Origin of the sequence: Isoptericola chiayiensis, from assembly GCF_013149805.1 — a bacterium.
In the GTDB taxonomy this organism is placed as follows: domain Bacteria; phylum Actinomycetota; class Actinomycetes; order Actinomycetales; family Cellulomonadaceae; genus Isoptericola; species Isoptericola chiayiensis.
This window is the reverse complement of sequence record NZ_JABEZT010000004.1, coordinates 191,412-217,277: the sequence shown is the minus strand read 5'-3', so window position 1 is coordinate 217,277 and position 25,866 is coordinate 191,412. Positions and strand designations below refer to the sequence as shown.

The 25,866-nt window shown below is 74.4% G+C and carries 26 protein-coding genes and 3 tRNA genes; 17 read left to right on the top strand and 12 right to left on the bottom strand.

Going from position 1 to position 25,866, the window contains the following annotated elements; translation table 11 throughout:
* The first annotated feature begins 1 nt into the window (after position 1).
* The 4 genes from HDG68_RS10295 to HDG68_RS10280 are packed head-to-tail and all read left to right on the top strand — an operon-like array spanning position 2 to position 3,781.
* Complete coding sequence (locus HDG68_RS10295; protein WP_172151748.1) at positions 2-1,396, top strand: AMP-binding protein; 1,395 nt, start codon at positions 2-4, stop codon at positions 1,394-1,396.
* Positions 1,393-2,526 (top strand): thiolase family protein, encoded by a 1,134-nt coding sequence (locus tag HDG68_RS10290; RefSeq protein ID WP_172151746.1) that lies wholly within the window; start codon positions 1,393-1,395, stop codon positions 2,524-2,526. Before HDG68_RS10295 ends, HDG68_RS10290 begins: the two co-directional genes overlap by 4 nt.
* Positions 2,523-3,215 carry an energy-coupling factor ABC transporter ATP-binding protein gene (locus HDG68_RS10285; protein ID WP_172151744.1) on the top strand — a complete coding sequence of 231 codons (693 nt, stop codon included), beginning with the start codon at positions 2,523-2,525 and terminating at the stop codon, positions 3,213-3,215. Before HDG68_RS10290 ends, HDG68_RS10285 begins: the two co-directional genes overlap by 4 nt.
* Positions 3,212-3,781 carry an energy-coupling factor transporter transmembrane protein EcfT gene (locus HDG68_RS10280; protein ID WP_172151742.1) on the top strand — a complete coding sequence of 190 codons (570 nt, stop codon included), beginning with the start codon at positions 3,212-3,214 and terminating at the stop codon, positions 3,779-3,781. The genes HDG68_RS10285 and HDG68_RS10280 overlap by 4 nt, the downstream gene beginning before the upstream one ends.
* A gap of 56 nt (positions 3,782-3,837) precedes the next feature.
* Here HDG68_RS10280 and trmB read toward each other — a convergent pair whose 3' ends face one another.
* From trmB to HDG68_RS10250, 6 genes are all read right to left on the bottom strand, one after another.
* Positions 3,838-4,644 carry a tRNA (guanosine(46)-N7)-methyltransferase TrmB gene (trmB, locus tag HDG68_RS10275; RefSeq protein ID WP_172151740.1) on the bottom strand — a complete coding sequence of 269 codons (807 nt, stop codon included), beginning with the start codon at positions 4,642-4,644 and terminating at the stop codon, positions 3,838-3,840.
* 35 nt (positions 4,645-4,679) lie between these two features.
* Positions 4,680-5,087 carry a pilus assembly protein CpaE gene (locus HDG68_RS10270; RefSeq protein ID WP_172151738.1) on the bottom strand — a complete coding sequence of 136 codons (408 nt, stop codon included), beginning with the start codon at positions 5,085-5,087 and terminating at the stop codon, positions 4,680-4,682.
* A 43-nt stretch (positions 5,088-5,130) separates the two neighbouring features.
* Positions 5,131-5,556: a nitroreductase/quinone reductase family protein gene (locus HDG68_RS10265; RefSeq protein ID WP_172151736.1), complete on the bottom strand. Its 426-nt coding sequence runs from the start codon at positions 5,554-5,556 to the stop codon at positions 5,131-5,133.
* 162 nt (positions 5,557-5,718) lie between these two features.
* Positions 5,719-5,794: transfer RNA gene (locus HDG68_RS10260), tRNA-Lys, on the bottom strand.
* A gap of 72 nt (positions 5,795-5,866) precedes the next feature.
* Positions 5,867-5,942 (bottom strand) — tRNA-Lys (locus HDG68_RS10255).
* A 113-nt stretch (positions 5,943-6,055) separates the two neighbouring features.
* On the bottom strand, positions 6,056-6,352 hold the full coding sequence (locus HDG68_RS10250) for a GroES family chaperonin (protein ID WP_172151878.1): 297 nt from the start codon (positions 6,350-6,352) through the stop codon (positions 6,056-6,058).
* 161 nt (positions 6,353-6,513) lie between these two features.
* Here HDG68_RS10250 and bcp point away from each other — a divergent pair, with 161 nt between their 5' ends.
* From bcp to HDG68_RS10230, 4 genes are all read left to right on the top strand, one after another.
* Positions 6,514-6,993 carry a thioredoxin-dependent thiol peroxidase gene (gene bcp / locus HDG68_RS10245; protein ID WP_172151734.1) on the top strand — a complete coding sequence of 160 codons (480 nt, stop codon included), beginning with the start codon at positions 6,514-6,516 and terminating at the stop codon, positions 6,991-6,993.
* Between the two features lie 29 nt (positions 6,994-7,022).
* Positions 7,023-7,107, top strand: a tRNA-Leu gene (locus HDG68_RS10240).
* A gap of 161 nt (positions 7,108-7,268) precedes the next feature.
* Positions 7,269-7,544, top strand: coding sequence for a hypothetical protein (locus HDG68_RS10235; protein WP_172151732.1), 276 nt, complete (start codon positions 7,269-7,271; stop codon positions 7,542-7,544).
* A 177-nt stretch (positions 7,545-7,721) separates the two neighbouring features.
* Positions 7,722-10,664 (top strand): glycosyl hydrolase, encoded by a 2,943-nt coding sequence (locus HDG68_RS10230; RefSeq protein WP_172151730.1) that lies wholly within the window; start codon positions 7,722-7,724, stop codon positions 10,662-10,664.
* Between the two features lie 66 nt (positions 10,665-10,730).
* Here the strand turns inward: HDG68_RS10230 and trxA are convergent, their stop codons facing one another.
* A complete protein-coding gene (gene trxA / locus HDG68_RS10225; protein WP_172151728.1) occupies positions 10,731-11,108 on the bottom strand; it encodes a thioredoxin in 378 nt (125 codons plus the stop codon).
* 109 nt (positions 11,109-11,217) lie between these two features.
* Here trxA and HDG68_RS10220 point away from each other — a divergent pair, with 109 nt between their 5' ends.
* Positions 11,218-11,787 (top strand): DUF4916 domain-containing protein, encoded by a 570-nt coding sequence (locus tag HDG68_RS10220; RefSeq protein ID WP_172151726.1) that lies wholly within the window; start codon positions 11,218-11,220, stop codon positions 11,785-11,787.
* A gap of 225 nt (positions 11,788-12,012) precedes the next feature.
* Here HDG68_RS10220 and HDG68_RS10215 read toward each other — a convergent pair whose 3' ends face one another.
* Genes HDG68_RS10215 through HDG68_RS10195 form a run of 5 tightly spaced genes read right to left on the bottom strand, consistent with a single transcriptional unit; the run spans position 12,013 to position 15,963 of the window.
* The gene (locus HDG68_RS10215) at positions 12,013-13,659 is read right to left on the bottom strand and encodes an ATP-binding cassette domain-containing protein (protein ID WP_172151724.1); all 1,647 of its coding nucleotides are present in this window, start codon (positions 13,657-13,659) and stop codon (positions 12,013-12,015) included.
* A 30-nt stretch (positions 13,660-13,689) separates the two neighbouring features.
* Positions 13,690-14,073: a type II toxin-antitoxin system death-on-curing family toxin gene (locus HDG68_RS10210; protein ID WP_172151722.1), complete on the bottom strand. Its 384-nt coding sequence runs from the start codon at positions 14,071-14,073 to the stop codon at positions 13,690-13,692.
* The gene (locus tag HDG68_RS10205; protein WP_172151720.1) at positions 14,070-14,252 is read right to left on the bottom strand and encodes a hypothetical protein; all 183 of its coding nucleotides are present in this window, start codon (positions 14,250-14,252) and stop codon (positions 14,070-14,072) included. The genes HDG68_RS10210 and HDG68_RS10205 overlap by 4 nt, the downstream gene beginning before the upstream one ends.
* Positions 14,249-15,394 carry a protein kinase family protein gene (locus tag HDG68_RS10200; RefSeq protein WP_216648258.1) on the bottom strand — a complete coding sequence of 382 codons (1,146 nt, stop codon included), beginning with the start codon at positions 15,392-15,394 and terminating at the stop codon, positions 14,249-14,251. Before HDG68_RS10200 ends, HDG68_RS10205 begins: the two co-directional genes overlap by 4 nt.
* The gene (locus tag HDG68_RS10195; protein ID WP_172151718.1) at positions 15,391-15,963 is read right to left on the bottom strand and encodes an NTP transferase domain-containing protein; all 573 of its coding nucleotides are present in this window, start codon (positions 15,961-15,963) and stop codon (positions 15,391-15,393) included. Before HDG68_RS10195 ends, HDG68_RS10200 begins: the two co-directional genes overlap by 4 nt.
* Positions 15,964-16,034: 71 nt before the next feature.
* Here HDG68_RS10195 and HDG68_RS10190 point away from each other — a divergent pair, with 71 nt between their 5' ends.
* From HDG68_RS10190 to HDG68_RS10155, 8 genes are all read left to right on the top strand, one after another.
* Positions 16,035-17,156: an XdhC family protein gene (locus tag HDG68_RS10190; RefSeq protein WP_172151716.1), complete on the top strand. Its 1,122-nt coding sequence runs from the start codon at positions 16,035-16,037 to the stop codon at positions 17,154-17,156.
* On the top strand, positions 17,153-18,511 hold the full coding sequence (locus tag HDG68_RS10185) for an 8-oxoguanine deaminase (RefSeq protein ID WP_172151714.1): 1,359 nt from the start codon (positions 17,153-17,155) through the stop codon (positions 18,509-18,511). The genes HDG68_RS10190 and HDG68_RS10185 overlap by 4 nt, the downstream gene beginning before the upstream one ends.
* Positions 18,511-19,365 carry an FAD binding domain-containing protein gene (locus tag HDG68_RS10180; RefSeq protein WP_172151712.1) on the top strand — a complete coding sequence of 285 codons (855 nt, stop codon included), beginning with the start codon at positions 18,511-18,513 and terminating at the stop codon, positions 19,363-19,365. Before HDG68_RS10185 ends, HDG68_RS10180 begins: the two co-directional genes overlap by 1 nt.
* On the top strand, positions 19,362-22,163 hold the full coding sequence (locus HDG68_RS10175; protein WP_172151710.1) for a molybdopterin-dependent oxidoreductase: 2,802 nt from the start codon (positions 19,362-19,364) through the stop codon (positions 22,161-22,163). Before HDG68_RS10180 ends, HDG68_RS10175 begins: the two co-directional genes overlap by 4 nt.
* A gap of 106 nt (positions 22,164-22,269) precedes the next feature.
* On the top strand, positions 22,270-23,379 hold the full coding sequence (locus HDG68_RS10170) for an ABC transporter substrate-binding protein (RefSeq protein WP_172151708.1): 1,110 nt from the start codon (positions 22,270-22,272) through the stop codon (positions 23,377-23,379).
* 6 nt (positions 23,380-23,385) lie between these two features.
* Positions 23,386-24,234, top strand: a complete 849-nt coding sequence (locus HDG68_RS10165; protein WP_172151706.1) for an ABC transporter ATP-binding protein — start codon at positions 23,386-23,388, stop codon at positions 24,232-24,234.
* Entirely contained in the window at positions 24,234-25,043 is an 810-nt protein-coding gene (locus HDG68_RS10160; RefSeq protein WP_172151704.1) for an ABC transporter permease, read from the top strand. The genes HDG68_RS10165 and HDG68_RS10160 overlap by 1 nt, the downstream gene beginning before the upstream one ends.
* On the top strand, positions 25,040-25,843 hold the full coding sequence (locus tag HDG68_RS10155; protein ID WP_172151702.1) for an ABC transporter permease: 804 nt from the start codon (positions 25,040-25,042) through the stop codon (positions 25,841-25,843). Before HDG68_RS10160 ends, HDG68_RS10155 begins: the two co-directional genes overlap by 4 nt.
* Positions 25,844-25,866 lie beyond the last annotated feature (23 nt).

Genomic DNA, 25,866 nt, shown 5'->3' with positions numbered 1-25,866 from the left:
GGTGCCGGTCGCGCACCACGTCCTGACCCACGGCGCCGGCCCGGCCGCGCGTCACGAGGCCCTGCGCCACGGCGACCGGTCGCGCACCTACGCCGAGCTCGCCGCCGACGTCGCCGCCGGGGCCGACCACCTGCGCGCCACCGGCACCCGGCCCGGCCAGCTCGTCGCCCTGACGCTCAACGACCCCGTCGACACGCTCGTCGCCCTGCTCGCCGCCGACCGTGCCGGCGCCGTCGGCCTCGTCGGCGACCCCGCCTGGGGGCACCACCAGCGCGCCGAGGTCCTGCGCACGCTCTCGCCCGACGTCGTCGTGCCCCTCCCCCTGCCCCGCGGGCTCGGCTCTCCCCCGGACCCCGGCCCCCCGCCCGACGGCGACGCCCCCGCCTGGGCCGGATTCTCCTCCGGCAGCACCGGACGACCCCGGGCCGTCGTGCGCAGCCGCCGCTCGTGGACCGGCTCCTTCGGGCACGTCGACCGCCTCACCGGCATCCGCCCCGACGACACCGTGCTCGTCACGGGGCCGCTGGCCTCCTCCCTGCACTGCTTCGCCGCCGTGCACGCCCTGGCCCGCGGCGCCCGCGTCCACCTCGTCGACGGCCGAGCCGGCACGACGGCGGCGCTCGCCGACGCGGACGTCGCCCACGTGGTGCCCTCGCGGCTCGACGACCTGCTCGACGCCCTGGACGCCGGCGTGCCGAGCCGGCTGCGCACCGTCGTCGTCGGGGGCGCCGGCACCGACCGCGCCCAGCGGGTCCGCGCGGCCGCCCACCGCCTGCACGTGATCGCCTATTACGGGGCCGTCGAGCTCAGCTTCGTCGCCGTGGACACCGGCCGCGGGCTGCGCCCCTTCCCGGAGGTCGACGTCGAGGTCCGTCCGCAGCACGGCACCCGGCTCGGCGAGGTCTGGGTGCGCTCGCCGTGGACGTGCACCGGGTACCTCGCCGGCGCTCGCGGCCCGCTGCGCACCGAGGCCGGCTGGGCCACCGTCGGCGACCTCGCCGACCCCCCGGCACCCGGCGACGACGCCGCGCTGGTGCTGCGGGGCCGGGGCGACGGCGCGGTCCTGACCGCCGGTGCCACGGTGGTGCCCGAGGACGTCGAGTCCGCGCTGCGCCCCGTCCCCGGGGTCCGCGACGTCGTGGTCACCGGGGCCCCGCACCGCCGGCTCGGGGCCGTCGTCGTGGGGATCGTGGAGGCCGACGACCGCCCGGGCCTGCGCGCCCACCTGGACCGGGTGGCCCGCGCGAGCCTCGCACCCGCCCAGCGGCCCCGCCGCTGGTACCGCCTGGACGCCCTGCCCCGGACCTCCAGCGGCAAGGCCGCCCGCGCCGCGCTCGGCGCCGCCGTGGCCGGCACCGACCCGGAGGTCCACCTGGGGCTGGAGGTGCTGCGGTGAGCACGATCGCGGCCGCGCGGCGCACCTGGATCGGGCTGCCCGGCCGGGGGCACGGCCGGCGCGACGAGACCGTCCTCGCCGCCGGCGTCCTGGCCGCCGTCGCCCGGGACGCCGGTGCGGCCGGACCCGTCGGCACCTCCGGAACCCACGGCGTTGCCGGACCCGACGGCCTCGAGGTCGTCCTCGGCAACGCGGCGGGGCACGGCGGCAACGTCGCCCGGCGGGCCGCCCTCGCGGGCCTGGGCGCCCGGGTGCCCGGTCTCACCGTGGACCGCCAGTGCGCCTCGGGGCTGGCCGCCGTGGCCGTCGGTGCGGCGCTGGTCGACGCCGGCCAGGCCGGCGCGGTGCTCGCGGGGGGCGTGGAGTCGGCCTCCCGCGCACCGGCACGCTCCCACGACGGCTGTGCCTACGTCCGCTCCTCGTTCGCGCCGCCGCCCTGGGCCGACCCGGAGGCGGGCGAGGCCGCGGACCGCCTGGCCCGCGAGCGCGACGTCCCGCGCGAGCGCCAGCACCGGTACGCGACGGCGTCGCACCGGCGCGTGCGCGCCGCACGTACGGCGGGCCGGTTCTCCGGCGAGGTCGTCGCGGGCGGTCCGACGCGTGACGAGCACGCGCGGGACCTCGCCGCGGCGGTCCTGGACCGGCTGCCCGGCGCGTTCGCCACCGACGGGAGCGTCACCGCGGCGTCGGCGGCACCGGCGGCGGACGGCGCCGCCGCCGTCGTGCTGGTGCCCGACGGCGTGCCCGGGCTGCGGCTGCGGGCCGTCGTCACCACGGCCGGGGACCCGGCGATGCCGCTGCTGGCACCGGTCGAGGCCGTGCGTGCCGCCTGCCGTCGCGGCGGGGTGACCGTCGACGACCTGGCGGCGGTCGAACTGGTGGAGGCCTTCGCGGTGCAGGCGCTGTGCGTGGCCGACGACCTGGGCATCGATCCCGCCGACCCCCGGTGGAACCCGGACGGCGGCGCCCTGGGGTACGGCCATCCGTTCGGCGCGAGCGGCGCGGTCGCCGTCGTGCGGCTGTTCGCCCGGCTGATGGACGGCGGGGCGCCGGCCGGCAGCCTCGGGGTGGCCGCCGTCGCCGGGACGGGGGGCCTCGGGGTGGCGCTGCTCGCCGAGGTCGTGCGATGAGCCCCGGGCCGGCGCCGATCGTGCTCGACGACGTCCACGTGCGCCGCGAGGGCCGGCACGTGCTGCGCGGCGTCTCGTTGCGGCTGACCGAGCGGCGGGTGGCCGTCGTCGGCGCCAACGGGTCCGGCAAGTCCACGCTCGCGCGGCTGCTGAACGGGCTGGTGCTGCCGACGTCGGGCCGCGTGCACGTGGACGGCCTGGACACCCGGCGCCACGGTGCGCGGGTGCGCCGCCGGGTCGGGTTCGTGTTCACCGACCCCGACGCCCAGATCGTCATGCCCACCGTCGCCGAGGACGTCGCCTACTCCCTGCGGCGGCGCGGGCTGTCCCGGGACGAGGTCGACGCGCGGGTGGCCCACGAGCTGGAGCGTCACGGCCTGGCCGGGCACGCCGACCACCCGGCGCACCTGCTCTCCGGGGGGCAGAAGCAGCTCCTGGCGCTGTCCAGCGTGCTGGTGACCGAGCCGGCGCTGGTCGTGGCCGACGAGCCGACCACGCTGCTGGACCTGCGCCATACCCGGACGGTGGCCCGCCGGCTGGCCACGCTGGACCAGCAGGTGGTGCTGGTGACCCACGACCTGGACCTCGTCGCGGACTACGACCGGGTGCTCGTGGTCGACGAGGGCCGGGTGGTGGTCGACGACGGACCTGAGCCTGCCGTGGCCGCCTACCGCGAGCTGATGGCGTGACGGCGCGGCACCGGCTCGGCGCGGGCCCGAAGCTCGCGGGGCTCGCCGTGGCCTCGGTGGCCCTGCTGGCCGTCGACTCGCCCCAGGGCGTGGCGGTCGCCGTCGCCGTCGTGCTCGCGCTGCACGGTGCAGCGCGGCTCGGCCCGCGGGCGGTGTGGTCGCACGTGCGCCCCCTGCGCTGGTTCCTGCCGTGCCTGCTGGCGGTGCAGTGGTGGCTCGTCGGCCCGTCGGACGCCGTCGTGCTCTGCGCACGCCTGGCGGCGCTCGTGGCGCTGGCGGGGCTGGTGACCGCCACGACGTCCACCACCGCGATCCTCGACGCGCTCCGCCGGGGGCTGCGGCCGCTGGACCGGTGGGTGGACGCGGAGCGGGCGGCGCTCGTGCTCACGCTCGCGCTGCGCTCGTTGCCGGTCCTCGGCGACCTCGTCGAGCGCGTGCGGAACGCCCAGCGGGCACGCGGCCGGGAACGGGACCTGCGCGCCGCGGCCGTCCCGCTCGTGGTCGGAACCCTCCGTCGCGCCGACGCCCTCGGCGAGGCGCTGCGGGCCCGGGGCGCGGACGACTGAGCTGCTCGCGCAGTTGCCGGACGGTCCCGGGCCCGGGCCCTGGCCCGGGACCCCGGTCAGAGGCGCACGTACTCCAGATCCGTGACGCTGCGGCCGGCGTCCAGCCCCTTGCGCTCGAAGCTCGTCATGACCCGCCCCTCGAAGCGGGGCGCCCGGCCTCCCGGGCCGTGGGCGTTGCGGAATCCTTCCGCCGCGTCTGCGACCGCCAGCATGACCTCGCCGTACTCGGCCCAGTCGGTGGCCAGGCGCCAGCGACCGCCCGGCCGGATCGCCCGGGCCGCGAGCTCGGCGAACGCGGGCGTGACCAGACGGCGCTTGTGGTGGCGCGTCTTGGGCCACGGGTCCGGGAAGAACACCCACAGCTCGTCCAGGCTCGCCTCGGGCAGGCCGTGGCCGAGCAGCTCGGCGGCGTCCACCTGCATGATGCGCAGGTTGTCGAGCTCGTGGCCCGGGTTGCCGCCCGCCACCGAGGGTTCGGCGCCGGCGTGCCCGGCGCGCACGATCGTCTGGGCCACGCCGGGGCGGTAGACCTCGACGGCGAGGTGGTCCCGCTCGGGGTGGGTCGCCGCGGCGTGCACGATGCACTCGCCCTGGCCCGTGCCGATCTCCAGCACGAGCGGCGCGGACCGCCCGAACTCCGCGGCGGCGTCGAACCGCCAGTCCGGGTGGACGGAGAGCTCGCGGTGCTCGTGGGGGACGTCGACCAGGTAGCGCTGCCGCCGCGTGTCCCACGCCTTCTGCTGCCCGGCGGTCAGCCGCGCGGTCCGGCGCACGTAGCTGAGCGGGCGGCGGTGGTGGCGCGGGTCGACGGTGTCGTCGCCCGGGGCGGGCGTCGCCCCGGGGTTCTGCTCTGAGTTCGGCACCGGACCAGGGTAGTCGGGGCCGGGTCGTCGCACGGTCAGTCGGCGGACAGCTCCACGAGGGCGAGCAGCGCCTCGCCGTAGGCCTGCGACGGGTCGGGGTCGGTGAAGGTGCGCGGCCGACCGAGCAGCTCGACCTCCACGACGAACGTGCCGCCGTCGTCCCGCAGCGACCGGAACGTGCCCCCGAGCAGCTCGCGCAGCTGGTCCTCGCGCGGCAGCCAGAGCGTGTCGTCGATGTCCACCGAGTCCAGCGCCCACTCGGTGGTGCCGTTGAAGCCCAGGACCGTGCCGGTGTCGTAGTGGTGGGTCTCGACCACGAGGGCGGAGACCGTGAACACCTGGTCGGTGAGCTGCGGGGAGTCGATCTGGAAGCGGTCGCCGTCGACGGGCTTCCAGACCAGCCCCGCGTCGCGCAGGCGGGCGGCGAGCTCGGTGGAGATCATCCCTCCATCGTGCCCCTCCGTGGACGACCGCACCACACCCGCCCTACCCGGCGACCTCCGGGTCCTCGCCGAACTCGAGCTCGACCAGGGGGCTCCCTGCCGTCCACGCGTCGACGTTCTCCGGAGCGGCGGTCGTCCACCCGCCCATCTCCTCCAGCGCCTCGAGGATCAGCGTGATCACCCGGCGCTTCTCCTCGGCGTCGACGACCGGGACGGCGCGTGCCTCGAGGTCGGCCCGCACCCCGTGCTTCAGGTGGACGACGAGGCGCGGGTCGGCCCGCAGGTTCGCGTACCAGTCACGCCGGCCGGGGCTGCCGCTGAGGAACCACCGACCGTCGACGTGGTGGAACCAGGTCTCGATCCGCCGGGGCTGCTTGCTGGAGGCACCGTAGGTCGTGATGTCGATCGTCCGGTCGCGGGGCGGGGCGGCGGGGTGGATGTCGAGTGCGGCGCGGACGTCGTCCTGCATCGGGTGCTCCTTCGTGTCGGTCGGCCGGCGACGGCGGGACGCACCGTCCCGTCGTGCCGGATCACGTCGATGCTCCCCGAGAGATCGCTCCACGGCCCGTCGGCACGACCGCCCGGGCAGGGGACGACGAAGGCCCCCGTCGCGGTGCGACGGGGGCCTCGGTGGTGCGCCATCAGGGACTCGAACCCCAAACCCGCTGATTAAGAGTCAGCTGCTCTGCCAATTGAGCTAATGGCGCCGGTGCGGCGGCCTCGAGAGGCTCGAGACCGACCACGGGCGACGGCGGGCCACGCGTGTGACCGTGCCGTGCTGGTGCGCCATCAGGGACTCGAACCCCAAACCCGCTGATTAAGAGTCAGCTGCTCTGCCAATTGAGCTAATGGCGCGTAGCGGTGTGAAACTCTACCAGGGCCGCACCCCGGCGCGGTAGCCGGATCGACCGCCGCGGGGTGTGACCTCGGCGACAGGGATGCAGGTCACCGGCCCGGAGCGGGGCACGTCACAGGTAGAGGCCGGTGGTGCCGGCCTCGCCGGAGACCTCGGCCACCGCGTGCACGTCGCGCTCGCGCAGCAGCACGTAGTCGGTGCCGCCCAGGTCGACCTCCGCCCGGTCCTCCGGGTCGTACAGCACCCGGTCGCCGACGGCGACCTGCCGCACGTGCTCACCCTGGGCTACCACCCGGGCCCAGGTCAGCCGCTTCGGCCCCGAGGCCGTGGCGGGGATGACCAGACCGGCAGACGACTGCCGCTCCGCGCGGTCGATCTCCGGGTCCACGAGGACACGGTCGTGGAGCATGCGGATCGGCAGCGGCTCGGCCGTGCCGTCCGTCGACGAGGAGCTGGGTGCGGCGGGACTCACGGGGCCCACGCTACGCGAGAACCGGCGTCGTCCCGTCCGCCCGGCCGCCGGATAGGCTCGGGCCCGGCCCGCACCGACCCCTGCCGAGGAGCACCCCAGTGACGCGTCTGACCGCCGGCGACACCGCCCCCGACTTCACCCTGCCGACCGCCGACGGCGGCACCGTCTCCCTGGCGACGCTGCGCGGGCAGGCGGAGCGCGGCGTGGTCGTGTACTTCTACCCCGCCGCGATGACCCCGGGGTGCACCAAGGAGGCCTGCGACTTCCGCGACTCGCTGGACGCGCTGCAGGGCGCCGGGTACGCCGTCGTCGGCGTCTCGCCGGACGAGCCCGCCAAGCTCGCCTCGTTCGTCGAGCGGGACGGCCTGACGTTCCCGCTCGCCTCCGACCCGGAGCACGAGGTCCTCGAGGCCTACGGGGCCTGGGGCGAGAAGAAGAACTACGGGCGCACCTACGTCGGCGTGATCCGCTCCACCGTCGTGGTCGGCGCCGACGGCACCGTCGAGCTCGCCCAGTACAACGTCAAGGCGACCGGTCACGTGGCGCGGCTGCGCACGAAGCTCGGGCTCGACGCCTGAGCGGCGCACCGTAGGATGCGGGTGGCCACGCGCGAGTGGCGGAACTGGCAGACGCGCCAGGTTTAGGTCCTGGTGTCTTCGGACGTGTGGGTTCGAGTCCCACCTCGCGCACCATGCGGCGACGCCCCGACCCGCGGGCGGCGTCCCGGCGGGAGCCGGGCCCGTCTCCCGTCCCCCGCGACCACCCGTGACGGCGGGCACCGCGAGGCGTATCGTCGATACTGGACGGCTCGCGTGCGTCGCGGGCCGCCGTGGGGTGCGAGAGGACGGGCCTCATGACTTCGTTGGCAGCCTTCGTCAAGGCGCGCGTCAGAGAGCTGCTGGCCCACGACGGACGCCACCGCGCCGGCCGACGTCGGCACGGGCTCGACACCGACGAGGTCACCCGGCTGCGCGAGCTGCACGACACGGCCGACCGGTACGAGCGGGGGCTGTTCGGGCCGGCCGAGGAGGCGCTCGCGGAGGGCCTGATGCGCGAGCGCGCCGCCGACTTCGCCGACCACCCCGACTACCGCGACGAGTGGCAGCACGACTCGCGCCGGACCACGTAGCCGAAGGACCGCTCAGCTCCTGCCAGATGCTTGCCCCCGCTACCAGTTGCACGTGTCACTGATCGTCGTATCGTGATTTCACCCGCTCCCGCGAGCCCGCACCCGGAGTCGGCAAAGGAGCCGACGAGGCCTTCCGGACGGCAGTCGTGACGGAGCGACCGATCCGCGAGGTGACACATGTCCCTGTCCTGGAAGGACCCCGCCCACGCCCGCCGCACCGCCGGGCTCGCAGCCCTGACGCTGCTCACCGCCACGTTCGTGGCGACCGCCGCTCCCGCCAGCGCCGACGTCGTCGAGGTGGGGTCGGGCAGCTACACCACCGACACCGTCGGCCCGACGCCGGACGCCTGTCCCGCCGTCGAGGCCGACCCCCGCGCCTACGTCACCGACGACGCCCCCGCGACCCCGCTGCCCACCAACGACTGGTGGACCTCGCTGGCGTACAAGAAGCTGGACTGCGCGTTCAGCGAGCCGCTGCACGCCCACCCGGCGTCGTACCGGCCGTCGGCCGGCGGGCTCGGCATCTCCTACACCACGACGGCCGCCGTCACGGGCGACGGCACCGGCGTCGCCGAGTACCACTACCCGTACGCCGAGGACCTGCGCGCCGGGGTCGTCGGCCTCGACGCGCCGCACGTGGCGGTCGGGGGCTGGACCGACTGGACCGTCGACCCCGTCTGGGACGACGGCGAGCAGACCCTGCGGGCGACCATCGGGCACGGCCTGCCGATCTCCTGGTTCGAGGCCGACGGCGGTGACGCCCTGCTCACCCTGAACGGCGCGGCGGACCTGTGGCTCGACGAGCCCGGACGCGTCGGGCTCAGCGTCGGCGGGGCCGACTACCTCGCGGTGGCCCCCGAGGGCGTCTCCTGGTCGCGGGACGGCGACGCGCTGCGCGCCCCGGCCGCACGGTTCGCGGTCGCGCTGCTTCCCGACGTCGACGCCGATGCCCGCGACGAGCTCGTTGACGCCTACACCGGCGCCGCCCGCTCCCCCGTGACCGGCACCCGCGCCGACTACACCTACGACTCCGACGACGCCGTCGTGCGCACCACCTACGCGATCGAGACCACGCCGTGGCCCGGCGCCGACGACGGCGGCACGGTCGCCGCGCTGTACCCGCACCAGAGCGCGTACCTCGCCGGCACCGAGCCGGCCGGACCCACCTACACCTCCCCGCGCGGCGACATGGCCGTGCTCACCGGCACCACCGAGTTCACCACCGCGACCCCGTACACCGGCGTGCTGCCCGAGATCCCGGCGGTGGCGACGTCGTCGGGCGCCGACCGGGAGCGGCTCGAGACGCTGCTCGACGAGATCGACGACCCGCTCGACCAGCGCGAGGCCGACACCTACTGGACCGGCAAGGCCCTCGGCCGGGCGACTCGCGTGGTCGAGATCGCCGACCAGCTCGGCCGGGACCAGCAACGCGACGCCGCCCTGGCCGACGTGCGCGCCGTGCTCACGGACTGGTTCACCGCGTCCGCGGGCAAGACCGAGCAGGTGTTCGCCTACGACGCCGACTGGGGCACGCTCGTCGGGCACCCGGGGTCCTACGGCTCGGACACCGAGCTCAACGACCACCACTTCCACTACGGCTACTTCGTGGCCGCGGCCGCGACGCTCGCCCGCTTCGACCCGCAGTGGGCCGCCGACTACGGCGGCATGGTCGACCTGCTGATCCGCGACGCCAACGGCTACGACCGCGGCGAGGAACGGTTCCCCTACCTGCGCGACTTCGACGTCTACGCCGGCCACGACTGGGCCTCCGGGCACGGCGCGTTCGCCGCCGGGAACAACCAGGAGTCCAGCTCGGAGGGCATGAACTTCGCCGGAGCGCTGATCCAATGGGGAGAAGCCACCGGCGACACCGCCGTCCGCGACGCCGGCGTCTACCTGTACGCCACGCAGGCCGCGGCGATCGAACGGTACTGGTTCGACGTCGACGGCGAGGTCTACCCCGACGAGTTCGGGCACCCCGTGGTCGGGATGGTCTGGGGCGACGGCGGCTCGTACGCCACCTGGTTCAGCGCCGAGGCCGAGATGATCCAGGGCATCAACACCCTGCCCGTCACCGGGTCGCACCTGTACCTGGGTTCGGACCCCGCGACCGTGCGCGCCGCCTACGACCACCTCGAGGAGGTCAACGGCGGACCGCCCACCGTGTGGCAGGACATCCTGTGGCAGCACCTCGCGCTCGGCGACGCCGACCGCGCGCTCGGTCTGCTCGACGGCGCGTCGTACACCCCCGAGGAGGGCGAGACGCGCGCCCACACCTTCCACTGGGTCGCGAACCTCGGGGCGCTGGGCACCCTCGCGACCGACGTCGGCGCCGACCACCCCCTGGCCGCGGCGTTCGACGGCGAGGACGGGCGCACCTACGTCGCCGCCAACGTCACGGCCACGGACCTGACGGTGGAGTTCTCCGACGGCCGGACCGTCGAGGTCCCACCGGGTCGCACGGTGGCGACCGGGGCGCACGAGTGGTCCGGCGGCTCCGGCGACGGCGGGCCCACCGCGTCGCCGTCACCGTCGCCCGAGCCCAGCGAACCCACCCCGGACCCGACGCCGACTCCTGAGCCGACGCCGGAGCCCACCGACCCGCCGACCTGCCCGACGCCGTCGCCCGACCCGACGGTCCCGCCGGACTTCGCCGCCGAGGTGTTCCTGGGCCCGGACGGCACGCTCGTACCCGAGCCCGGCGACGACGGCCGCATCGAGCTCGCCTCGGCCGACGGCGTCAACCGGGACGGCACCCCGCACCTGCCGGCCGTCCTCACCGCGACCGGGCTGACGGCGTCGTACACCGGAGCCGACACCGCGTTCACACTGGCCGTCGACGCCGGGGACGCCGTCGGGCAGGCCGTGCAGGCGCGCGTGTCCTACGACCTGACCGGGGACGGCACCGTCGACCGGGTCGAGACGTACGCCTACTTCGCCACCGACCCCGTGCCGGGCGACGAGACATACCGCTCGCAGGGCCGCCTCGCCACGGCCGACGGAGAGCTCGGTGACCTCGACGGCGGCACGGTGCGCGTCGAGCTGTGGTCCGTGCTCGGCGACGGCACCCCGACCGTCGCGACCGGGTCCGCGTCGTCGGTCACCCTGCCGTTCGAGTGACGACAGACGGACGGCCGCCCGGCGAGGTGCCGGGCGGCCGTCCGTGGCGTGGTGCGTGCGCGGAGGTCAGCTCTGCGGCTGGCCGTCCTGCTGCGCGGCGATCTGGGCGCGCACCTCGTCCATGTCCAGGTCCTTGACGGCGTCGACGACCTGCTTGAGCTGCGGGCCCGGCAGAGCGCCGGCCTGGTTGAACACCAGCACGCCCTCGCGGAACGCCATCAGCGTCGGGATGGCGGTCACGCCCGCCGCGCCCGCGATCCGCTGCTGGGCCTCGGTGTCGATCTTGCCGTGGACGACCTCGGGGTTGTCCTCGCTGGACGCCTCGAAGACCGGCGCGAACTGGCGGCAGGGGCCGCACCAGGACGCCCAGAAGTCGACCAGCACGATGTCGTTGTCCTTGATGGTCTGCTCGAAGGTGTCGTCGGTGAGCTCGACGGTAGCCATGCGATGTCCTTCCGTGGGTTGCTGTCAGGCACAGCGTCGACGGGCCGCCGGGTATTCCATCGGCGGCGTCGGCTCGGCCGGCACGGGACGCGGCTGGTAGAAACGAGGGGTGACCGACACCGCCGAGTTCCCCCCTGACGACGAGCCGGGCCCCGAGTCCGGGGCCAACGGCTGGCTGACGCCCGAGGAGCTCGCCTCCGTCCGCGCCCAGCTCCCGCTCGTCTACGTCGACGCCGTGCCGGTGCGCGTGGACGAGTCGGGCGACGTCGTCGAGGTCGGCCTGCTGCTGCGCGCCACCCCGCTCGGCACCATGACCCGTGCGCTGGTCACCGGCCGCGTGCTGTACCACGAGCGGGTGCGCGACGCGCTGCTGCGCCACATCGAGAAGGACCTGGGGCCGGTGGCGCTGCCGCAGGTCCCGGCCTCGCCGCAGCCCTTCACGGTCGCCGAGTACTTCCCGACGCCGGGCATCACCCCGTTCCACGACCCGCGCCAGCACGCGATCTCCCTGGCCTACGTGGTGCCCGTCAACGGCGACTGCCGCCCGCAGCAGAACGCCCTCGACCTCGCGTGGCTGACGCCCGAGGAGGCCTGCAGCGACACGGTGCAGGCCGAGATGGTCAACGGTCAGGGCACCCTGGTGCGCCAGGCGATGGCGCACGTGGGCCGGCTCGACTGACCGCGGCACCGGCCCGGCCCCGCGAGGTAGGCAACTTCTCCGCGGGGTAGGCCGGGGTCCCGCGACGTAGGCAACTCCTCGGCGAGGTAGGCAACATCGGCCCGAGATAGCACCGCCACGCACCGGACGGCACAGCCGAGTTGCCGACCTCACAAGAACGTTGCCTACCTGGCCGAGGAGTTGGCCTACCTCGCGGAAAAGTTGCCTACCTCGGGGCGGGTTCGCCTACCTCGGGTGGTGGAGGTCGAGGTGGTGCCAGTCGGCCAGGTCGGCCCGCATCCGGCGGTCGTGGGTGGCGACGACGACGGCCGCGGACGTGCGCTGCAGCGCGAGCGTGAGGGCGTCCACCAGGTCGACGGACAGGTGGTTCGTCGGTTCGTCGAGCACCAGCAGGTGCGGCGCGTGCAGCAGGGCGAGCGCGACGTCGAACCGGCGCCGCTGCCCCACGCTCAGCTCCCGCAGCGGCCGCTCCAGCTCGGCCTCGCTCAGCAGGCCCAGGGCGGCCACGGGCACGAGGTGGTCGGGGTCCAGCTCGCCGCGCGACAGCAGCTCGAGCGCCTCGGCCGCGTACGCGTCGAAACCGGACCGCGCCGCGTCGGAGCCGTCGTCGGGCACCCGCCCCTCCTGCCCGACGACGCCGATGCGCACGCCCTCGCGCAGCGTGCGGCTCCCGCGCGCCAGGGGCAGGATGCCGCACAGTGCCCCGAGCAGCGTCGACTTGCCGGTGCCGTTGGCGCCGGTCACGAGCAGCCGGCCCGACGGCGGCACGGCCAGCCGGGTGCCGGGCAGGTCGACCCGCACGGCACCGTCCGGAGCCTCGACCCGGGGCGAACGCAGCTCCACCAGGGCCTCGGCGGCGTCCCACCCCGGCGACATCGACGGCAGGTCGGGGAACGCGAGCTCCTGCGGGGGCGGCGGCACGTCCACCGCCTCGGCCTTGAGCTGCTCCACGAGCCGGTCGGCGGCCTTGACGTGGATGCGCGCACGGGTGCCGCGGCGGTGCTTCTGCGAGCCCTTGGGCGGGCGCCACTCGTCGGACAGCCCTTCGTAGGAGCGGTCCAGCCGGAACTCGAGCGTCGCCCGGCGCTCCTGCTCGGTGCGGTAGCGCTGACGCCAGCGCGCCAGCATCTGCGCCTTGTTCAACCGGTAAGAGTGGTAGCCCGGCTGCCCGTAGAGCACCGGTGGCCCGTCCATCGAGGGGTCGAGGTCGTAGACCGCGGTGGCGACGTCGTCGAGCAGCTCGCGGTCGTGGCTGACGAGCACGACGCCGCCGCGCCACGACTGCAGCGTCTCGGTCAGGTAGGCGACGCCGGAGTCGTCGAGGTGGTTCGTCGGCTCGTCCAGGAGCAACAGGTCGGCCCGCTCGGCCAGGTGGCAGGCCAGCCGGACCCGGTAGCGCTGCCCGACCGAGAGGGACTCCAGCGGCCGGGTCAGGTCGCGCACCGCACCGAGCCGGCTCAGCGCCTCGTCGACGCGCCGGTCCGCGTCCCAGGCGGCCAGGTGCTCGACGCGCGCCAGCACGTCGGACAGCTCGGCCAGGTCCCCGCCGTCGTGGTCGAACCCGGCGGCCACGGCCTCCAGCTCGGTGACCAGTGCGCGCAGGTGGGCGAGCGTGTCCTCGACGAGGTCGCCGACGGTCCGCCCGGGGGTCACGTGGAGCTCCTGCGTGACGAGCGCGACGCTCCCCGCGCGACGGATCTCGCCGGCCGAGGGCGTCAGGTCGCCGGCGAGCAGGTGCAGCAGCGTCGACTTGCCGGACCCGTTCTCCCCCACCACACCGAGCCGGACGCCCTCGGACACCCGGACCTGCACGTCCTGCAGGACGTGCCGGCCCGGGTAGGCGAAGGCGAGGTCGGTGGCAACGAGATGCACCGGAACAGCCTAGGTGGATTCCCTGGTGCCTCAGCCCCGGATCGATGCACCGGGACGGGAGCGGCTCGCGAGCCACTCCGCGATCTGCTCCACCGGCAGGTGCGGACCCGCGACGGTCAGGACGAACGACTCCGCCTCGTCGTCACCGGCCTCCACGTGAAGACCCGCCAGTCGATACGTCCGCAGGACGAGGATCCAGGACAGGCGCTCGTTGCCGTCGACCAAGGGATCAAGACGGTTGACGGTGTCCATCAGGGCGGCGGCCTTGGCGTGCACTCCCGGGTACAGCTCGACGCCGAAACGGACGCCGGCGGGCCGGGACAACGCGTGGACCAGGGCGCCTGGCTCGCGCTCCTGCCATCCGAACCGCCGACAGATCGCCAAGGTGTCGGCCTGCGTGGGCAGCCCCGTCACGCGAGGCGGTCCAGGAGCGGTCCCCACCGCTCGGTGACGTCGTCGAGGAACGACTCGATATCCGGGGCGGGCGTGGCGTCGAGCAGGCGGGCCAGAGCCTCGCCCTGAGTGATCCCCTGCGCCTCGGCACGCTCGCGAAGCCGGTCACGCACCTCGGCCGGCACCTTGATCGTGGTCATCGCCATACCTCAGTATGCCGCTCGGCGACTGCGCCGGGCCGGTCCGCGTCAGCGCCCGACGACGGGTCATCGTCGAAGGAATCGCACATCGCCCCGGCGGGGTACGGCGTCGCCCGGCTCTCGTGCCGGAAGCGACGGAGGAACTCCCCCGTCTCGGCCGCGACCGCTGCATGGCGACGCAGGACCGCCGCGACACCCGGGGGGGACGCCGGCCGGCACCTCTCCGGCCGCGCAGTCGCGCAGTCGCGCACGAACGCGGGGCGCCGGTCCGGGCCGAGACCGAACAGCTCGACGACCAACCAGTTCACGAGGCACGTTGCGGCGTAAGCCCGGTCGTAGCCGCGGAACCGATCGACGAAACCCACCTCGTCCGGGGTGAGGTCGAACCCGGACGAGACCGCCGGGCCGTAGTCGGCGAAGTACAGCCGCTCACCGTCGGTGAGGATGTTCTCGAAGTGGGCGTCGAGGTGCAGCAGACCGCGAGAGCCCATGAACGCGACGCCGGCCTCCAGCTCGCGTTCGACCATCGCGCAGGCCCGTTCGGCGTCCGCGCCGCCCGCCGCGACCTGCTGCCCGAACCAGTCGTGCAGGGTCTGCGGGATGAACTCCAGGAACAACGTCAGGCTCGCCGTCGACTCGCGCAGCGCCTCGATCCGACGGCGGACGGCGGCGCTTCCGTCCCAGCAGTCGACGGCACGGTCGATGTCGGCCAGCTCGTCGGGCAGCGGTCGCCCGGAGTCCGCCAGCACCCGCCAGTGGTACGTCAGGGGGAACGCGTCGTGGTCACCCGCGAGCACCCAGTCGGTGGTCAGGTCATGCACGGCCAGCTCGCGCCACGCACCGAAGCCGGGGCCGCCGATGCTGCCGACCCCGACGTGGCAGAACATCGGCAGGCCGAAGAGGTTCGCGGTCGAACCGACGTTCTCCGGCTGCCGTTCCAGGTCGGTCAGTCGCACCTGCTTGACGAAGACGGGTACGCCGCCGATCTCTGTTCGCAGCGTCTGCCCGCCGATCCCGGACCCGACCGGAAGGGAGGCCTCCACGAGCTCGCGCAGATCGCGGTCGCTGCACCGCGAGAGCGCCGTCGACACGACGCCGTAGTCGGCTCGCCGAGCACGGTCGCGCAGGTCTGGGGCCGTCACCGCGGGCCGTGGTCCACGTCGGCACCGGACCACAGGTCGCCGCACTCGACCTCGACCGCCCCGTGGGCGGCGAGATAGCGCCCGGCACCGGCATCGCCGGCCAGGGTCTCCCGGACCCCGGCCCAGTGGGCACGGCCCAGCACCACGGGGTGCCCGGGCCGTCCGGCGTAGACGGCGCGCGCGAGGCCGGCCGACGCCGCACGCTCGCCACCGGCTCGCCGGAGCACACGCCGCACAGCCTCCGCCGGCGCATCGGGGGTGTCGACGGGCGTCACGACCAAGACCTCAGCCCTACGACGCGCAGCGGCGTCGAGCCCGGCCCGCAGCGTCGCCGCGAGCCCGTCGGCCCAGTCGTCGACCACCACCACGCGGCCCGACGGCGGGACCAGCGCGGCGACCTCGGCTCCCCGCGCGCCGACGGCGACCAGCACCTCGTCGCACCCGGCCGCGACCAGCATCTGCACGGCCCGCTGCACCCACGGTTCGCCCGCCGTCGTGCGTGCGAGTCCCTTGGGCCCGCCGAACCGCGAACCTGCTCCCGCGGCCAGGACCAGCCCTGTCGTGCGCACGGCCACTCCCTTCGCTGCGGCGTCATCGCAGCGTAGCCCGCGCGAAACATCCCCCCGGCACACTTAAGCCCATGCTTGAGATCGCCCGCGACCTGCTGCCCCTGGCCCGGTCGGGTTCACCGGTCGCCGTGGTGACCGTGACCCGCGTCGCCAGCAGCGCGCCGCGGGGTGTCGGCGCCGCGATGGCGGTCACCGGCGACGGCGCGGTGCTCGGCTCGATCTCGGGCGGCTGCGTCGAGGCCGATGCCGTGGTGCTCGCCCACGCGGCGCTCGCCACCGGGCGTCCGCAGTCGGCCCGGTTCGGGTTCGACGACGCCGCCGCCCACGCCGCCGGTCTGGCCTGCGGCGGGCAGGTCGACGTCCTCGCGAAACGCCTCGACCCGGCGGACACGATCACGATGCGGGCGCTGGAGGGCGCGGCTGCCGACAGGCCAGCCGTCCTCGCGGTCGTCACGACCGGCCCGCACACCGGCCTGACCGTGGACGCGACCACGCTGGACGCCGCGACCACGGCCTCCCTGGCCGACCGCGAGACCCGGCTCCTGCCCGGTGCGCTCGACGGCGCGGACCTGCTGGTCCTGCAGCGCGCACCGCGCGCACGCCTGATCGTCCTCGGCGCCGGTGAGCACGCCGCCGCGCTGTGCCACGTGGGTGCCGCGGCGGGCTTCGCGGTGACCGTGTGCGACCCGTGGGCCACGCTCGTCACCCGCGAGCGGTTCCCGGCGGCCGACGAGCTCGTCGTCGCGCTCCCCCACGAGTACCTCGCCGGGCTGGCCGCCCACGAGACCGACGCCCGGACGGCCGTGTGCGTGCTCACGCACGACGAGCGGCTCGACGTGCCCGCGATCGGCCAGGCCCTGTCGATGCCGGTGGGCTTCGTCGGAGCGATGGGCGCCCGGGCCACCGTCGCCCGCCGCGCCGAGCGGTTGCGCGACGCCGGCGTGGACGACGTCGACCTCGCCCGGCTGCACTCCCCCCTCGGGCTCGACCTGGCGGGCTCGACCCCCGAGGAGACGGCGCTGTCGGTCCTGGCCGAGATCGTCGCCTCACGGCACGGCGGCTCCGGCCGCCCCCTGCGCGAGGCGAGCGGTCCGATCCACCGGGGCTCCGCCGTCGTGCCCCACCCCCGGGCCGCCACGTGCCCGGCACCGCCCGCGCAGTCCCTCGCCCGACCCGGAGGCACCCGACCATGACCCGCACCCTCATCGAGAACGGCCACGTCGCCACCGTCGACGCCACCGGCACCGAGCACACGGCCGGGCACGTCGTCCTCGACGGCGGCGACATCGTGGCCGTGGGAGCGGGCCGCGCGCCGGAGCAACTGCGTGCCGGGGCCGACGTCGTCGACGCGACCGGCTGCCTGGTCACGCCCGGCCTGGTCAACACCCACCACCACCTGTACCAGTGGCTCACCCGCGGGTACGCCCAGGACTCGATCCTCTTCGACTGGCTGACCGCGCTGTACCCGCTGTGGTCCCGGATCGACGCCGGCCTGACCAGCACCGGGTCGGCCGGCGCGATGGCGGTCCTCGCGCGGTCGGGCTGCACCACGGTGGGCGACCACCACTACGTGTTCCCACAGGGTTCGGGCGACATCGTCGGCGGGATCGTCGAGGCGGCGTCCCGCGTCGGCGTCCGCCTGCACGCCACCCGCGGGTCCATGGACCTCGGCGCCTCGGCGGGCGGGCTGCCGCCGGACTTCGCCGTCGAGACCACGGACGCGGCCCTCGCGGCGTCGGCCGAGGCCGTCGAGAAGTACCACGACGCCTCCCGCGAGGCGATGGTGCGCGTCGCGATCGCCCCGTGCTCGCCGTTCTCGGTGACCGCCGACCTGCTGCGCGAGGCCGCCACGCTGGCCCGCTCGCTCGACGTGCGCCTGCACACCCACGCCTCGGAGACCGCCGAGGAGGACGCCTACTGCCTCGAGCACTTCGGCACCAGCCCGACGCAGTACCTGGAGGACCAGGGCTGGCTCGGACCCGACGTCTGGATGGCGCACTGCGTGCACCTCGACGACCCGGCCATCGCGCGGTACGCCGCCACCGGCACCGGCGTCGCGCACTGCCCGTCGTCGAACGGGCGGCTGGCCGCGGGGATCGCACCCGTGCGCGCCCTGCTGGACGCCGGGGTGGCGGTGGGGCTCGGCGTCGACGGCGCCGCCTCCAACGAGTCCGGTCAGCTCGGCGTCGAGATCCGCGAGTCCGTGCTCATGAACCGGCTGCGCACCGGCGCGGACTCGATGAGCGTCCGCGACGGGCTGCGGGCCGCCACGATGGGTGGCGCGCGGGTCCTGGGGCGGGGCGACGAGATCGGCTCCCTCGAGGTCGGCAAGCTCGCCGACGTCGCCGTCTGGCAGGTCGACGGCGTCGAGCACGCCGGCATCCTCGACCCCGTCGCCGCGCTCGGGCTCGGCGCGCTGCCGCCCCTGAAGCGGCTGTACGTCGCCGGGCGCGCCGTCGTCGAGGACGCGACGCTGACCACCACCGACGAGCGCAAGCTCGCCCACGAGGTGACCCTGGCCTCGCGCGAGCTCGCCGAGCGGCTCTGATGGACGTCACGTCCGTCACCGGCTTCCGCACCGCCCGCACGCGCGCCGACCTCGCGCTGGAACCCGGCGAGGTCTTCCTGGGCGGGGGCACCTGGCTGATGAGCGAACCCCAGCCGGGCACCACCGGGTTCGTCGACCTGACCACGCTCGGCTGGCCCGACCTGGAGGTGAGCGCCGACGGCCTGCGCATCGCCGCGACCTGCACCATCGCGACCCTGCGCGGCTGGGCCGAGGGCCGCGGCGCCGACCCCGTCCCGGCGGACTGGTCCGCGGTCGCGATGATCCCCGACGCCGCCGACGCGCTGCTGGCCTCCTTCAAGATCTGGAACACCGCCACCGTCGGCGGCAACGTCTGCCGAGCCTTCCCCGCCGCCGCGATGGTCTCCCTGGCCGTCGCGCTCGACGGCGTCGCCGAGGTGTGGACGCCCGACGGCGGCACGCGCCGACCGCTCGTCGCGGACCTGGTCACCGGGCCCGGCGAGACCGCCCTGCGCCACGGCGAGGTGCTGCGCGCGATCCAGCTGCCCGCGAGCGCCCTGCGCTCGCGCGCCGGGCTGCACAAGATCGCCCTGGCCGAGCTCGGCCGCTCCGGCGCCGTCGTCTCGGGCCGCCGCGACGCCGACGGCACGTGCGTCGTCGCGGTGACGGCCGCCGTCGAGCGCCCCGCCGTGCTGCGGTTCGCCGCGCTGCCCGACGCCGCCACGCTCGCGGCCGCCGTCGGCGACCTCGACGGCTGGTACACCGACTCCCTCGGCGCGGCCGACTGGCGGCGCGGCGTGAGCGTCGTCCTCGCCGAACGGCTGCGCCGGGATCTCGCCGGCGACCCGGAGAAGGACCCTGAGGACCCCGCATGAAGATCCACGTCAACGGCACAGGCCACGACACCGACCCGCGCCCCGGGCAGTGCCTGCGCACCCTGCTGCGCGAGCACGGGCACACCGAGGTCAAGAAGGGGTGCGACGCGGGCGACTGCGGGGCCTGCGCGGTGCTGCTGGACGGCAAGCCCGTGCACTCGTGCATCGTGCCCGCCCCGCGCGCCGAGGGCGCACAGGTCACCACGGCAGCGGGCCTCGCCCCCGGCGACGACCTGCACCCGGTGCAGGAGGCGCTCATCGAGGAGTTCGGCTTCCAGTGCGGGTTCTGCACCCCCGGGATGAGCGTCACCGCGTCCTGCCTGACCGCCGACGACCTGCCCGACCTCGACCGGCGGCTCAAGGGCTCGCTGTGCCGCTGCACCGGCTACCGTCCGATCCGCGCGGCGATCCGCAAGGTCCTCGACGACGGCGCACCGACCGCGGCGGGCTCGGCGGGCTCGACCCCGGGGGCCGGGACGGACGACGGCGACACACCGGCCGGCGTCGGACGCTCGGTCTCCCCCGAACCCGCCCGACGCGTGGTCCAGGGCCTGGAGCCGTACACCTTCGACACCCCGGAGGCCACCGGCACGCTCGTGCTGCGCGTCCTGGGCTCGAAGCACGCGCACGCCCGGATCACCGCCATCGACACCGCCGCCGCCCGCGCGCTGCCCGGCGTCGTCACCGTCCTCACCCACGCCGACGCCCCCACGAAGCGGTTCTCCACCGCACGCCACGAGCACCGCACCGACGACCCGGACGACACCCGCGTGCTCGACGACACGGTCCGGTTCGTCGGCCAGCGCGTCGCCGCCGTCGTCGCCGAGACCGCCGAGATCGCCGACGCCGCGCTCGGGCTGATCGACGTGACCTACGAACCCCTGCCGTTCGTGCTCGACGCCGAGGAGGCACGGCAGCCGGACGCCCCGGCCGTCCACCCGGACCGGCCGGTCGCCGTCCAGGCCGACCCGGACCGCCCGAACGTGCTTGGCAGCCTGCACGCCGGCATCGGAGGCGACGTCGACGCGGCACTCGCCGCGAGCGCCGTCACCGTCGGCGGGACCTGGCAGACCGGGCGGGTGGCGCACGCCCAGCTCGAGACGCACGGCGCGCTCGGCCGGCTCGACGACGACGGCCGGCTCGTCATCCGCTCCAGCACCCAGGTGCCGTTCCTCACCCGCAACGAGCTCGCGCACGTCTTCGACCTGCCCCGGGACCGCGTGCGGGTGCACGCCGCCCGGGTGGGCGGCGGGTTCGGCGGCAAGCAAGAGATGTTCGTCGAGGACCTGGTGGCGCTCGCGGTGCTGCGCACCGGCCGCCCGGTGTCCTACGAGTTCTCCCGTACCGACGAGTTCCGCCGCGCGGCGCTGCGCCATCCGTTCCGCGTGGAGGTCTCGCTCGGCGCGACAGCGGACGGGACGTTGACGGCGCTGAAGGTCGACGTGCTGAGCAACACCGGCGCGTACGGCAACCACGGCATCGGGGTGCTGTTCCACTCGGTGGCGGAGTCGATCAACGTCTACCGCTGCCCGGTCAAGCGCGTGGACGCCGAGTCGGTGTACACGAACGCGGTGCCGTCGGGGGCGTTCCGCGGGTACGGGCTGGGGCAGGTGATCCTCGGGGTGGAGTCGGCGATGGACATGCTGGCGCAGCGGCTCGGGATCGACCCGTTCGAGCTGCGCCGCCGCAACGCGGTGCGCGACGGGGACCCACTGCTCACGGTCGACGACGAGCCCGAGCCGGACCTGCGGTGGGGCAGCTACGGGCTTGACCAGTGCCTCGACCTCGCCCAGGACGCGCTGCGGCGCGGCAACGGCGTCGAGGCACCGTCCGGGTGGCGGGTCGGCGAGGGCATGGCGATCGCGTTCATCGCGGGGGCGGCCCCGGGCGGCCACCACGCGCACGCCGCCGCCTCGCTGCGCCGGGACGGCACGTTCGCGCTGTCGGTCGGGACGGCCGAGTTCGGCAACGGCACCAGCACGGTGCACCGGCAGATCGCCGCCTCGACCCTGGCGGCGACGCCGGACCGGATCGTGCTGCGGGCCTCGGACACGGACCTGGTGGACCACGACACGGGCGCGTTCGCGTCGGCGGGCACGGTGGTGGCCGGCAAGGCGCTGGCGCGCGCCTGCACGGCGCTGCGCGGCCTGATGATCGACGTCGCGCGGCAGGTGTCCGACGGCGGAACCCCGGCGGGAGGTGCGGTTCCGCAGGCAGAGCTCGTCGCGGACGGCGTGCGCGTCGGCGACCGGCTCGTCGGCTTCGACGAGATCGTCGCCGCCGCCGGGGACCCGGAGAGCCGCGAGCTGACGACCCACGGCAGCGACGACGGCAAGGAGCGCAGCCTGGCGTTCAACGTGCACGCGGTGCGGGTCACCGTCGAGGAGGAGACCGGGTCGGTGCGCGTGCTGCAGTCGGTGCAGGCCGCGGACGCCGGGTTCGTCATGAACCCGGCGCAGTGCCGCGGTCAGGTCGAGGGCGGCGCGGCCCAGGGCCTGGGCAGCGCGCTGTACGAGGAGGTGCTGGTCGACGACCGCGGGGCCGTGACGAACCCGGTGTTCCGCACCTACCGCGTCCCGCAGTCGGCCGACGTCCCCGACACCGAGGTGTACTTCGCCGACACCTTCGACACGATCGGGCCGTTCGGCGCGAAGTCGATGAGCGAGTCGCCGTACAACCCGGTGGCGCCCGCGGTCGGCAACGCGATCGCCCGCGCACTCGGCCGGCGGCCGTTCCGCCAGCCCTTCACCCGCGAGCGCGTGTGGCGGCTGTCACAGAACGCTCCTGAGCATGGGTGAAGTGATGGCTTCACACTCCTGAAACGCCGCGACCGTCCCGCCGAAACCTCCGATGGCTACGTTGCCGTTCGTTCCCATCGCACCAGGTCGAGCGGAGACCCACCCCATGGCAGTCCACAGCACACACCCGCGCCGCGCCCGCGTCGGCGCCGTCGCCGCGATCGCCGCCGGCGCCCTCGCGCTCGGCGCCTGCGCCGGCGAGGAGCCGGCCACCACCTCCGGCGAGTCCGAGGACGCCTCGTACGGCGAGATCAGCGTCCAGTACTCCTGGATCAAGAACGAGGAGTTCGCCGGCGAGTTCTACGCCTACGAGAACGGCTACTACGACGAGGCCGGTTTCGACGACGTCATCGGCATCTCCGGCCCGGACACCGGCGTCGCCAAGCTGCTGTCCGGCACGGTCGAGGTCGCCCTGAGCGACGCCGCCTCGATCGGCGCGGCGATCGCGGAGCAGGACGCCCCCCTGAAGATCATCGGCGCGACGTTCCAGAAGAACCCGTTCACGATCCTGTCGCTCGCCGACGGCGCCGACATCTCCTCGCCGGAGGACCTGGTCGGCAAGACGATCGGCGTGCAGGACTCCAACGCGTCCGTGTTCGCGGCACTGCTGCAGGCCAACGGGATCGACGAGAGCGACGTCACCGTCGTGCCCGTCGACTTCGACCCGACGCCGCTGATGAACGAGGAGGTCGACGGGTTCATGGCCTACCTCACCAACGAGGCCCTGACCGTCGAGCTCGCCGGCTACGACGTCACCAACCTCGCCTACGCCGAGAACGGCGTGCCGTACGTGGCCGAGACGTTCAGCGTCACCGACCAGTACCTCGAGGAGAACCCCGACCTGCTCAAGGCGTTCCTCACCGCCGAGATCAAGGGGTGGACGGACGTCTTCACCGAGTCCTCCGAGGACACGGTCGCGCTGGTCGAGCAGTACTACAACGAGGCCGCCGCGTCGTCGGAGGACGGCCTGGAGGCCGCGTTCGGCTCGCTGGACCCCGAGAAGACGCAGATGGGTCTCGAGGCCGAGAAGGAGCTCATCTCCACCGAGGAGACCGAGGAGAACGGCCTGTTCACCATCTCGGACGAGCTCAAGCAGGAGACCGTCGACTCCCTCGCCGCCGCCGGCTGGGACGTGAGCGTCGACGACCTCTTCGACACCACGATCATCGACGAGATCTACGCCGAGCAGCCCGAGCTCGTCGACTACCTGCCGTAGGGACCCATGAGCCACGACACCACGTCGGGTGCCCGCCCCTCGGGGCTGCCGCAGGATGCTGCGGCAGCCCCGGGGGGCACCGGCATCCACATCGACGGACTGACCAAGACGTTCCAGACGGGGCGGCGCAAGACCGTCACCGCGCTGCAGGACGCCCACCTGCACACCGACAAGGGCTCCTTCCTGGCCCTCCTCGGCCCCTCGGGGTGCGGCAAGTCGACGATCCTGCGCGTGCTGGCGGACCTCGAGCACCCCACCGCCGGCGAGGTCTTCGTCGACGGCAAGACGCCCGCGCAGCTGCGTCGCGACAGCGAGCTCGGCATCGCGTTCCAGGACCACGCGCTGCTGCCGTGGCGCAGCGTGCTGACCAACATCCGCCTCGTCTTCGAGGTCGCCGGCCGCAAGGTCGACAAGGCCTACGTGGACGAGCTCATCGAGCTCGTCGGGCTGACCGGGTTCGAGAAGGCGAAGCCCGCCCAGCTCTCGGGCGGCATGCGCCAACGGGTCTCCATCGCCCGCGCCCTGGCCCTCAAGCCGTCCGTGCTGCTCCTCGACGAGCCGTTCGGCGCGCTGGACGACATGACGCGCCAGAGCCTCAACCTGGAGCTGCTGCGCATCTGGACCGAGAAGCCGGCCACCACGCTGCTGGTGACGCACGGCATCTCGGAGGCGATCTTCCTGTCCGACCGGGTCGCGGTGATGTCTGCCCGGCCGGGACGCATCAAGGAGATCATCGAGGTCGACCTCCCCCGGCCGCGCACGCCCGAGATGATGCGGACCCCGGAGTTCCACGCGCTCGTCGACCGAGCCTCCGAGATCCTGTTCGGGTCGCACGGCGCCGCGGCGGAGGCCTGATGTCCCGCCGCTCCCGCATCCCCACCTGGCTCGCCGGGGTGATCGGTGCGGTCGCGCTGGTCGGCGCGTGGTGGGTCTTCTCCGCCACGATCTTCCAGCCGCCGCCGGGGACCACGTTCACGCCGGTGCCCTCACCGTGGGTCGTGTTCGCCACGATCGCCTCGGACGGCCTGGCGGCGTACCAGCCCGTGTTCTCCGTGACCATCACCGAGGCGCTCATCGGGTTCGCCTGGGGCAACGGCATCGCCCTGCTGCTCGCCGCGACCGTGCTCCTGGCTCCGCGCATCGAGACGGTCGTCACGCAGATCGCCGTGGTGAGCTACTGCCTGCCGGTGGTGGCGGTCGGCGGCATCGCGATCGTCGTCCTCGGCGGTGCTCCGCGCCCCGGGGAACCGAGCGCGACGGCGATCTTCCTGGCGGCGCTGGCCGTGTTCTTCACGACCGTGGTCGGTGCACTGCTCGGCTTCAAGTCGGCGGACGCCGCCAGCCTCGACGTCGTGCGCGTCTACGGGGGCACCCGGTTCACCCAGCTGCGCAAGGTGCGGCTCATCGCCGCGACGCCCGCGATCCTCAACGCCCTGCAGATCGCCGTGCCGTCGGCGTTCCTCGGTGCGGTCCTCGGCGAGTACATGGGCGGGATCGACCAGGGCGTCGGGATCACCCTGATCCGCCTGCAGGGCGAGCTCGACTCGGCCCGCGTGTGGGCCGTGTTCCTGCTGACCGCCGCCGTCGCCCTCATCGGCTACGGCGTCGTCGGCCTCCTCTCGCGACTGGCCACGCCGTGGGTGGCAGGACGGAGCGCGTCATGAACGCCGTCTCCTGGCGCCCGGTGGGCCGGGCCGCTCTCAACGCCCTGCTGACGCTGGTGATCGTGCTCGCCCTGTGGTGGGCCGTGGTCAACCTCACCGGCATGTCTCCGTACGTCGCCAAGGGCCCCGCCGACGTGTGGGAGTTCCTCGTCTCCGGGCAGGAGGCGGCGGCGAACCGGACGGAGCTCACCCCGCTGCTGGCGCAGACCCTGCAGGACGCCGCCCTCGGGTTCGTGGTCGGCATGGCCGTCGCCGGGCTGCTGGCCGTCCTGTTCTCCCTGTCGCGGACGGTCGAGGCCGGCGTCATGCCGCTGGCCCTGCTGCTGCGCGCCATCCCGTTGGTGTCCATCGCGCCGGTGATCATCCTCATCACCGGCCGCGGCACCCAGGCGTCGGTGGCCGTCATCGGCTCGATCGTGGTGCTGTTCCCGGCGCTGGCGTCGATCCTGTTCGGGCTGAACCGCGCGAGCGTGCAGAGCCTCGATCTCGTGCACGTCTACGGCGGCACCCGCCTGACGGCGATGCGCAAGGTGAACATCCCCGGCGCCCTGCCGTCGTTGTTCGCCGCGGCACGCGTGTCGGTCCCGGGGGCGGTCACGGGTGCGCTGCTCGCCGAGTGGCTGTCCACCGGTACCGGCATCGGCGGGTCCATCGTGAAGTTCACGGCGTCGGCCCGGTTCGACGACCTGTGGGCGTCGGTCGCGCTCATCACGATCGTCACGCTGCTGCTCTACAACGTGGTCCAGGTGGTCGAGAACGTGGTGCTGACCCGCATGGCCATGACGTCCGCGCAGCGCTGAGGGGACGGCCGGCCGGACTCGGG

Excerpts from the sequence above, each read along its gene's own strand:
- HDG68_RS10250 (WP_172151878.1), bottom strand. The coding sequence starts at position 6,352 with ATGCTCCACGACCGTGTCCTCGTGGACCCGGAGATCGACCGCGCGGAG.
- HDG68_RS10230 (WP_172151730.1), top strand. The coding sequence starts at position 7,722 with ATGTCCCTGTCCTGGAAGGACCCCGCCCACGCCCGCCGCACCGCCGGG.
- HDG68_RS10185 (WP_172151714.1), top strand. The coding sequence starts at position 17,153 with ATGACCCGCACCCTCATCGAGAACGGCCACGTCGCCACCGTCGACGCC.
- HDG68_RS10155 (WP_172151702.1), top strand. The coding sequence starts at position 25,040 with ATGAACGCCGTCTCCTGGCGCCCGGTGGGCCGGGCCGCTCTCAACGCC.
- trxA (WP_172151728.1), bottom strand. The coding sequence starts at position 11,108 with ATGGCTACCGTCGAGCTCACCGACGACACCTTCGAGCAGACCATCAAG.
- HDG68_RS10285 (WP_172151744.1), top strand. The coding sequence starts at position 2,523 with ATGAGCCCCGGGCCGGCGCCGATCGTGCTCGACGACGTCCACGTGCGC.
- HDG68_RS10180 (WP_172151712.1), top strand. The coding sequence starts at position 18,511 with ATGGACGTCACGTCCGTCACCGGCTTCCGCACCGCCCGCACGCGCGCC.
- HDG68_RS10270 (WP_172151738.1), bottom strand. The coding sequence starts at position 5,087 with ATGATCTCCACCGAGCTCGCCGCCCGCCTGCGCGACGCGGGGCTGGTC.
- HDG68_RS10165 (WP_172151706.1), top strand. The coding sequence starts at position 23,386 with ATGAGCCACGACACCACGTCGGGTGCCCGCCCCTCGGGGCTGCCGCAG.
- HDG68_RS10265 (WP_172151736.1), bottom strand. The coding sequence starts at position 5,556 with ATGCAGGACGACGTCCGCGCCGCACTCGACATCCACCCCGCCGCCCCG.
- HDG68_RS10160 (WP_172151704.1), top strand. The coding sequence starts at position 24,234 with ATGTCCCGCCGCTCCCGCATCCCCACCTGGCTCGCCGGGGTGATCGGT.
- HDG68_RS10235 (WP_172151732.1), top strand. The coding sequence starts at position 7,269 with ATGACTTCGTTGGCAGCCTTCGTCAAGGCGCGCGTCAGAGAGCTGCTG.
- HDG68_RS10175 (WP_172151710.1), top strand. The coding sequence starts at position 19,362 with ATGAAGATCCACGTCAACGGCACAGGCCACGACACCGACCCGCGCCCC.
- HDG68_RS10205 (WP_172151720.1), bottom strand. The coding sequence starts at position 14,252 with ATGACCACGATCAAGGTGCCGGCCGAGGTGCGTGACCGGCTTCGCGAG.
- HDG68_RS10190 (WP_172151716.1), top strand. The coding sequence starts at position 16,035 with ATGCTTGAGATCGCCCGCGACCTGCTGCCCCTGGCCCGGTCGGGTTCA.
- HDG68_RS10170 (WP_172151708.1), top strand. The coding sequence starts at position 22,270 with ATGGCAGTCCACAGCACACACCCGCGCCGCGCCCGCGTCGGCGCCGTC.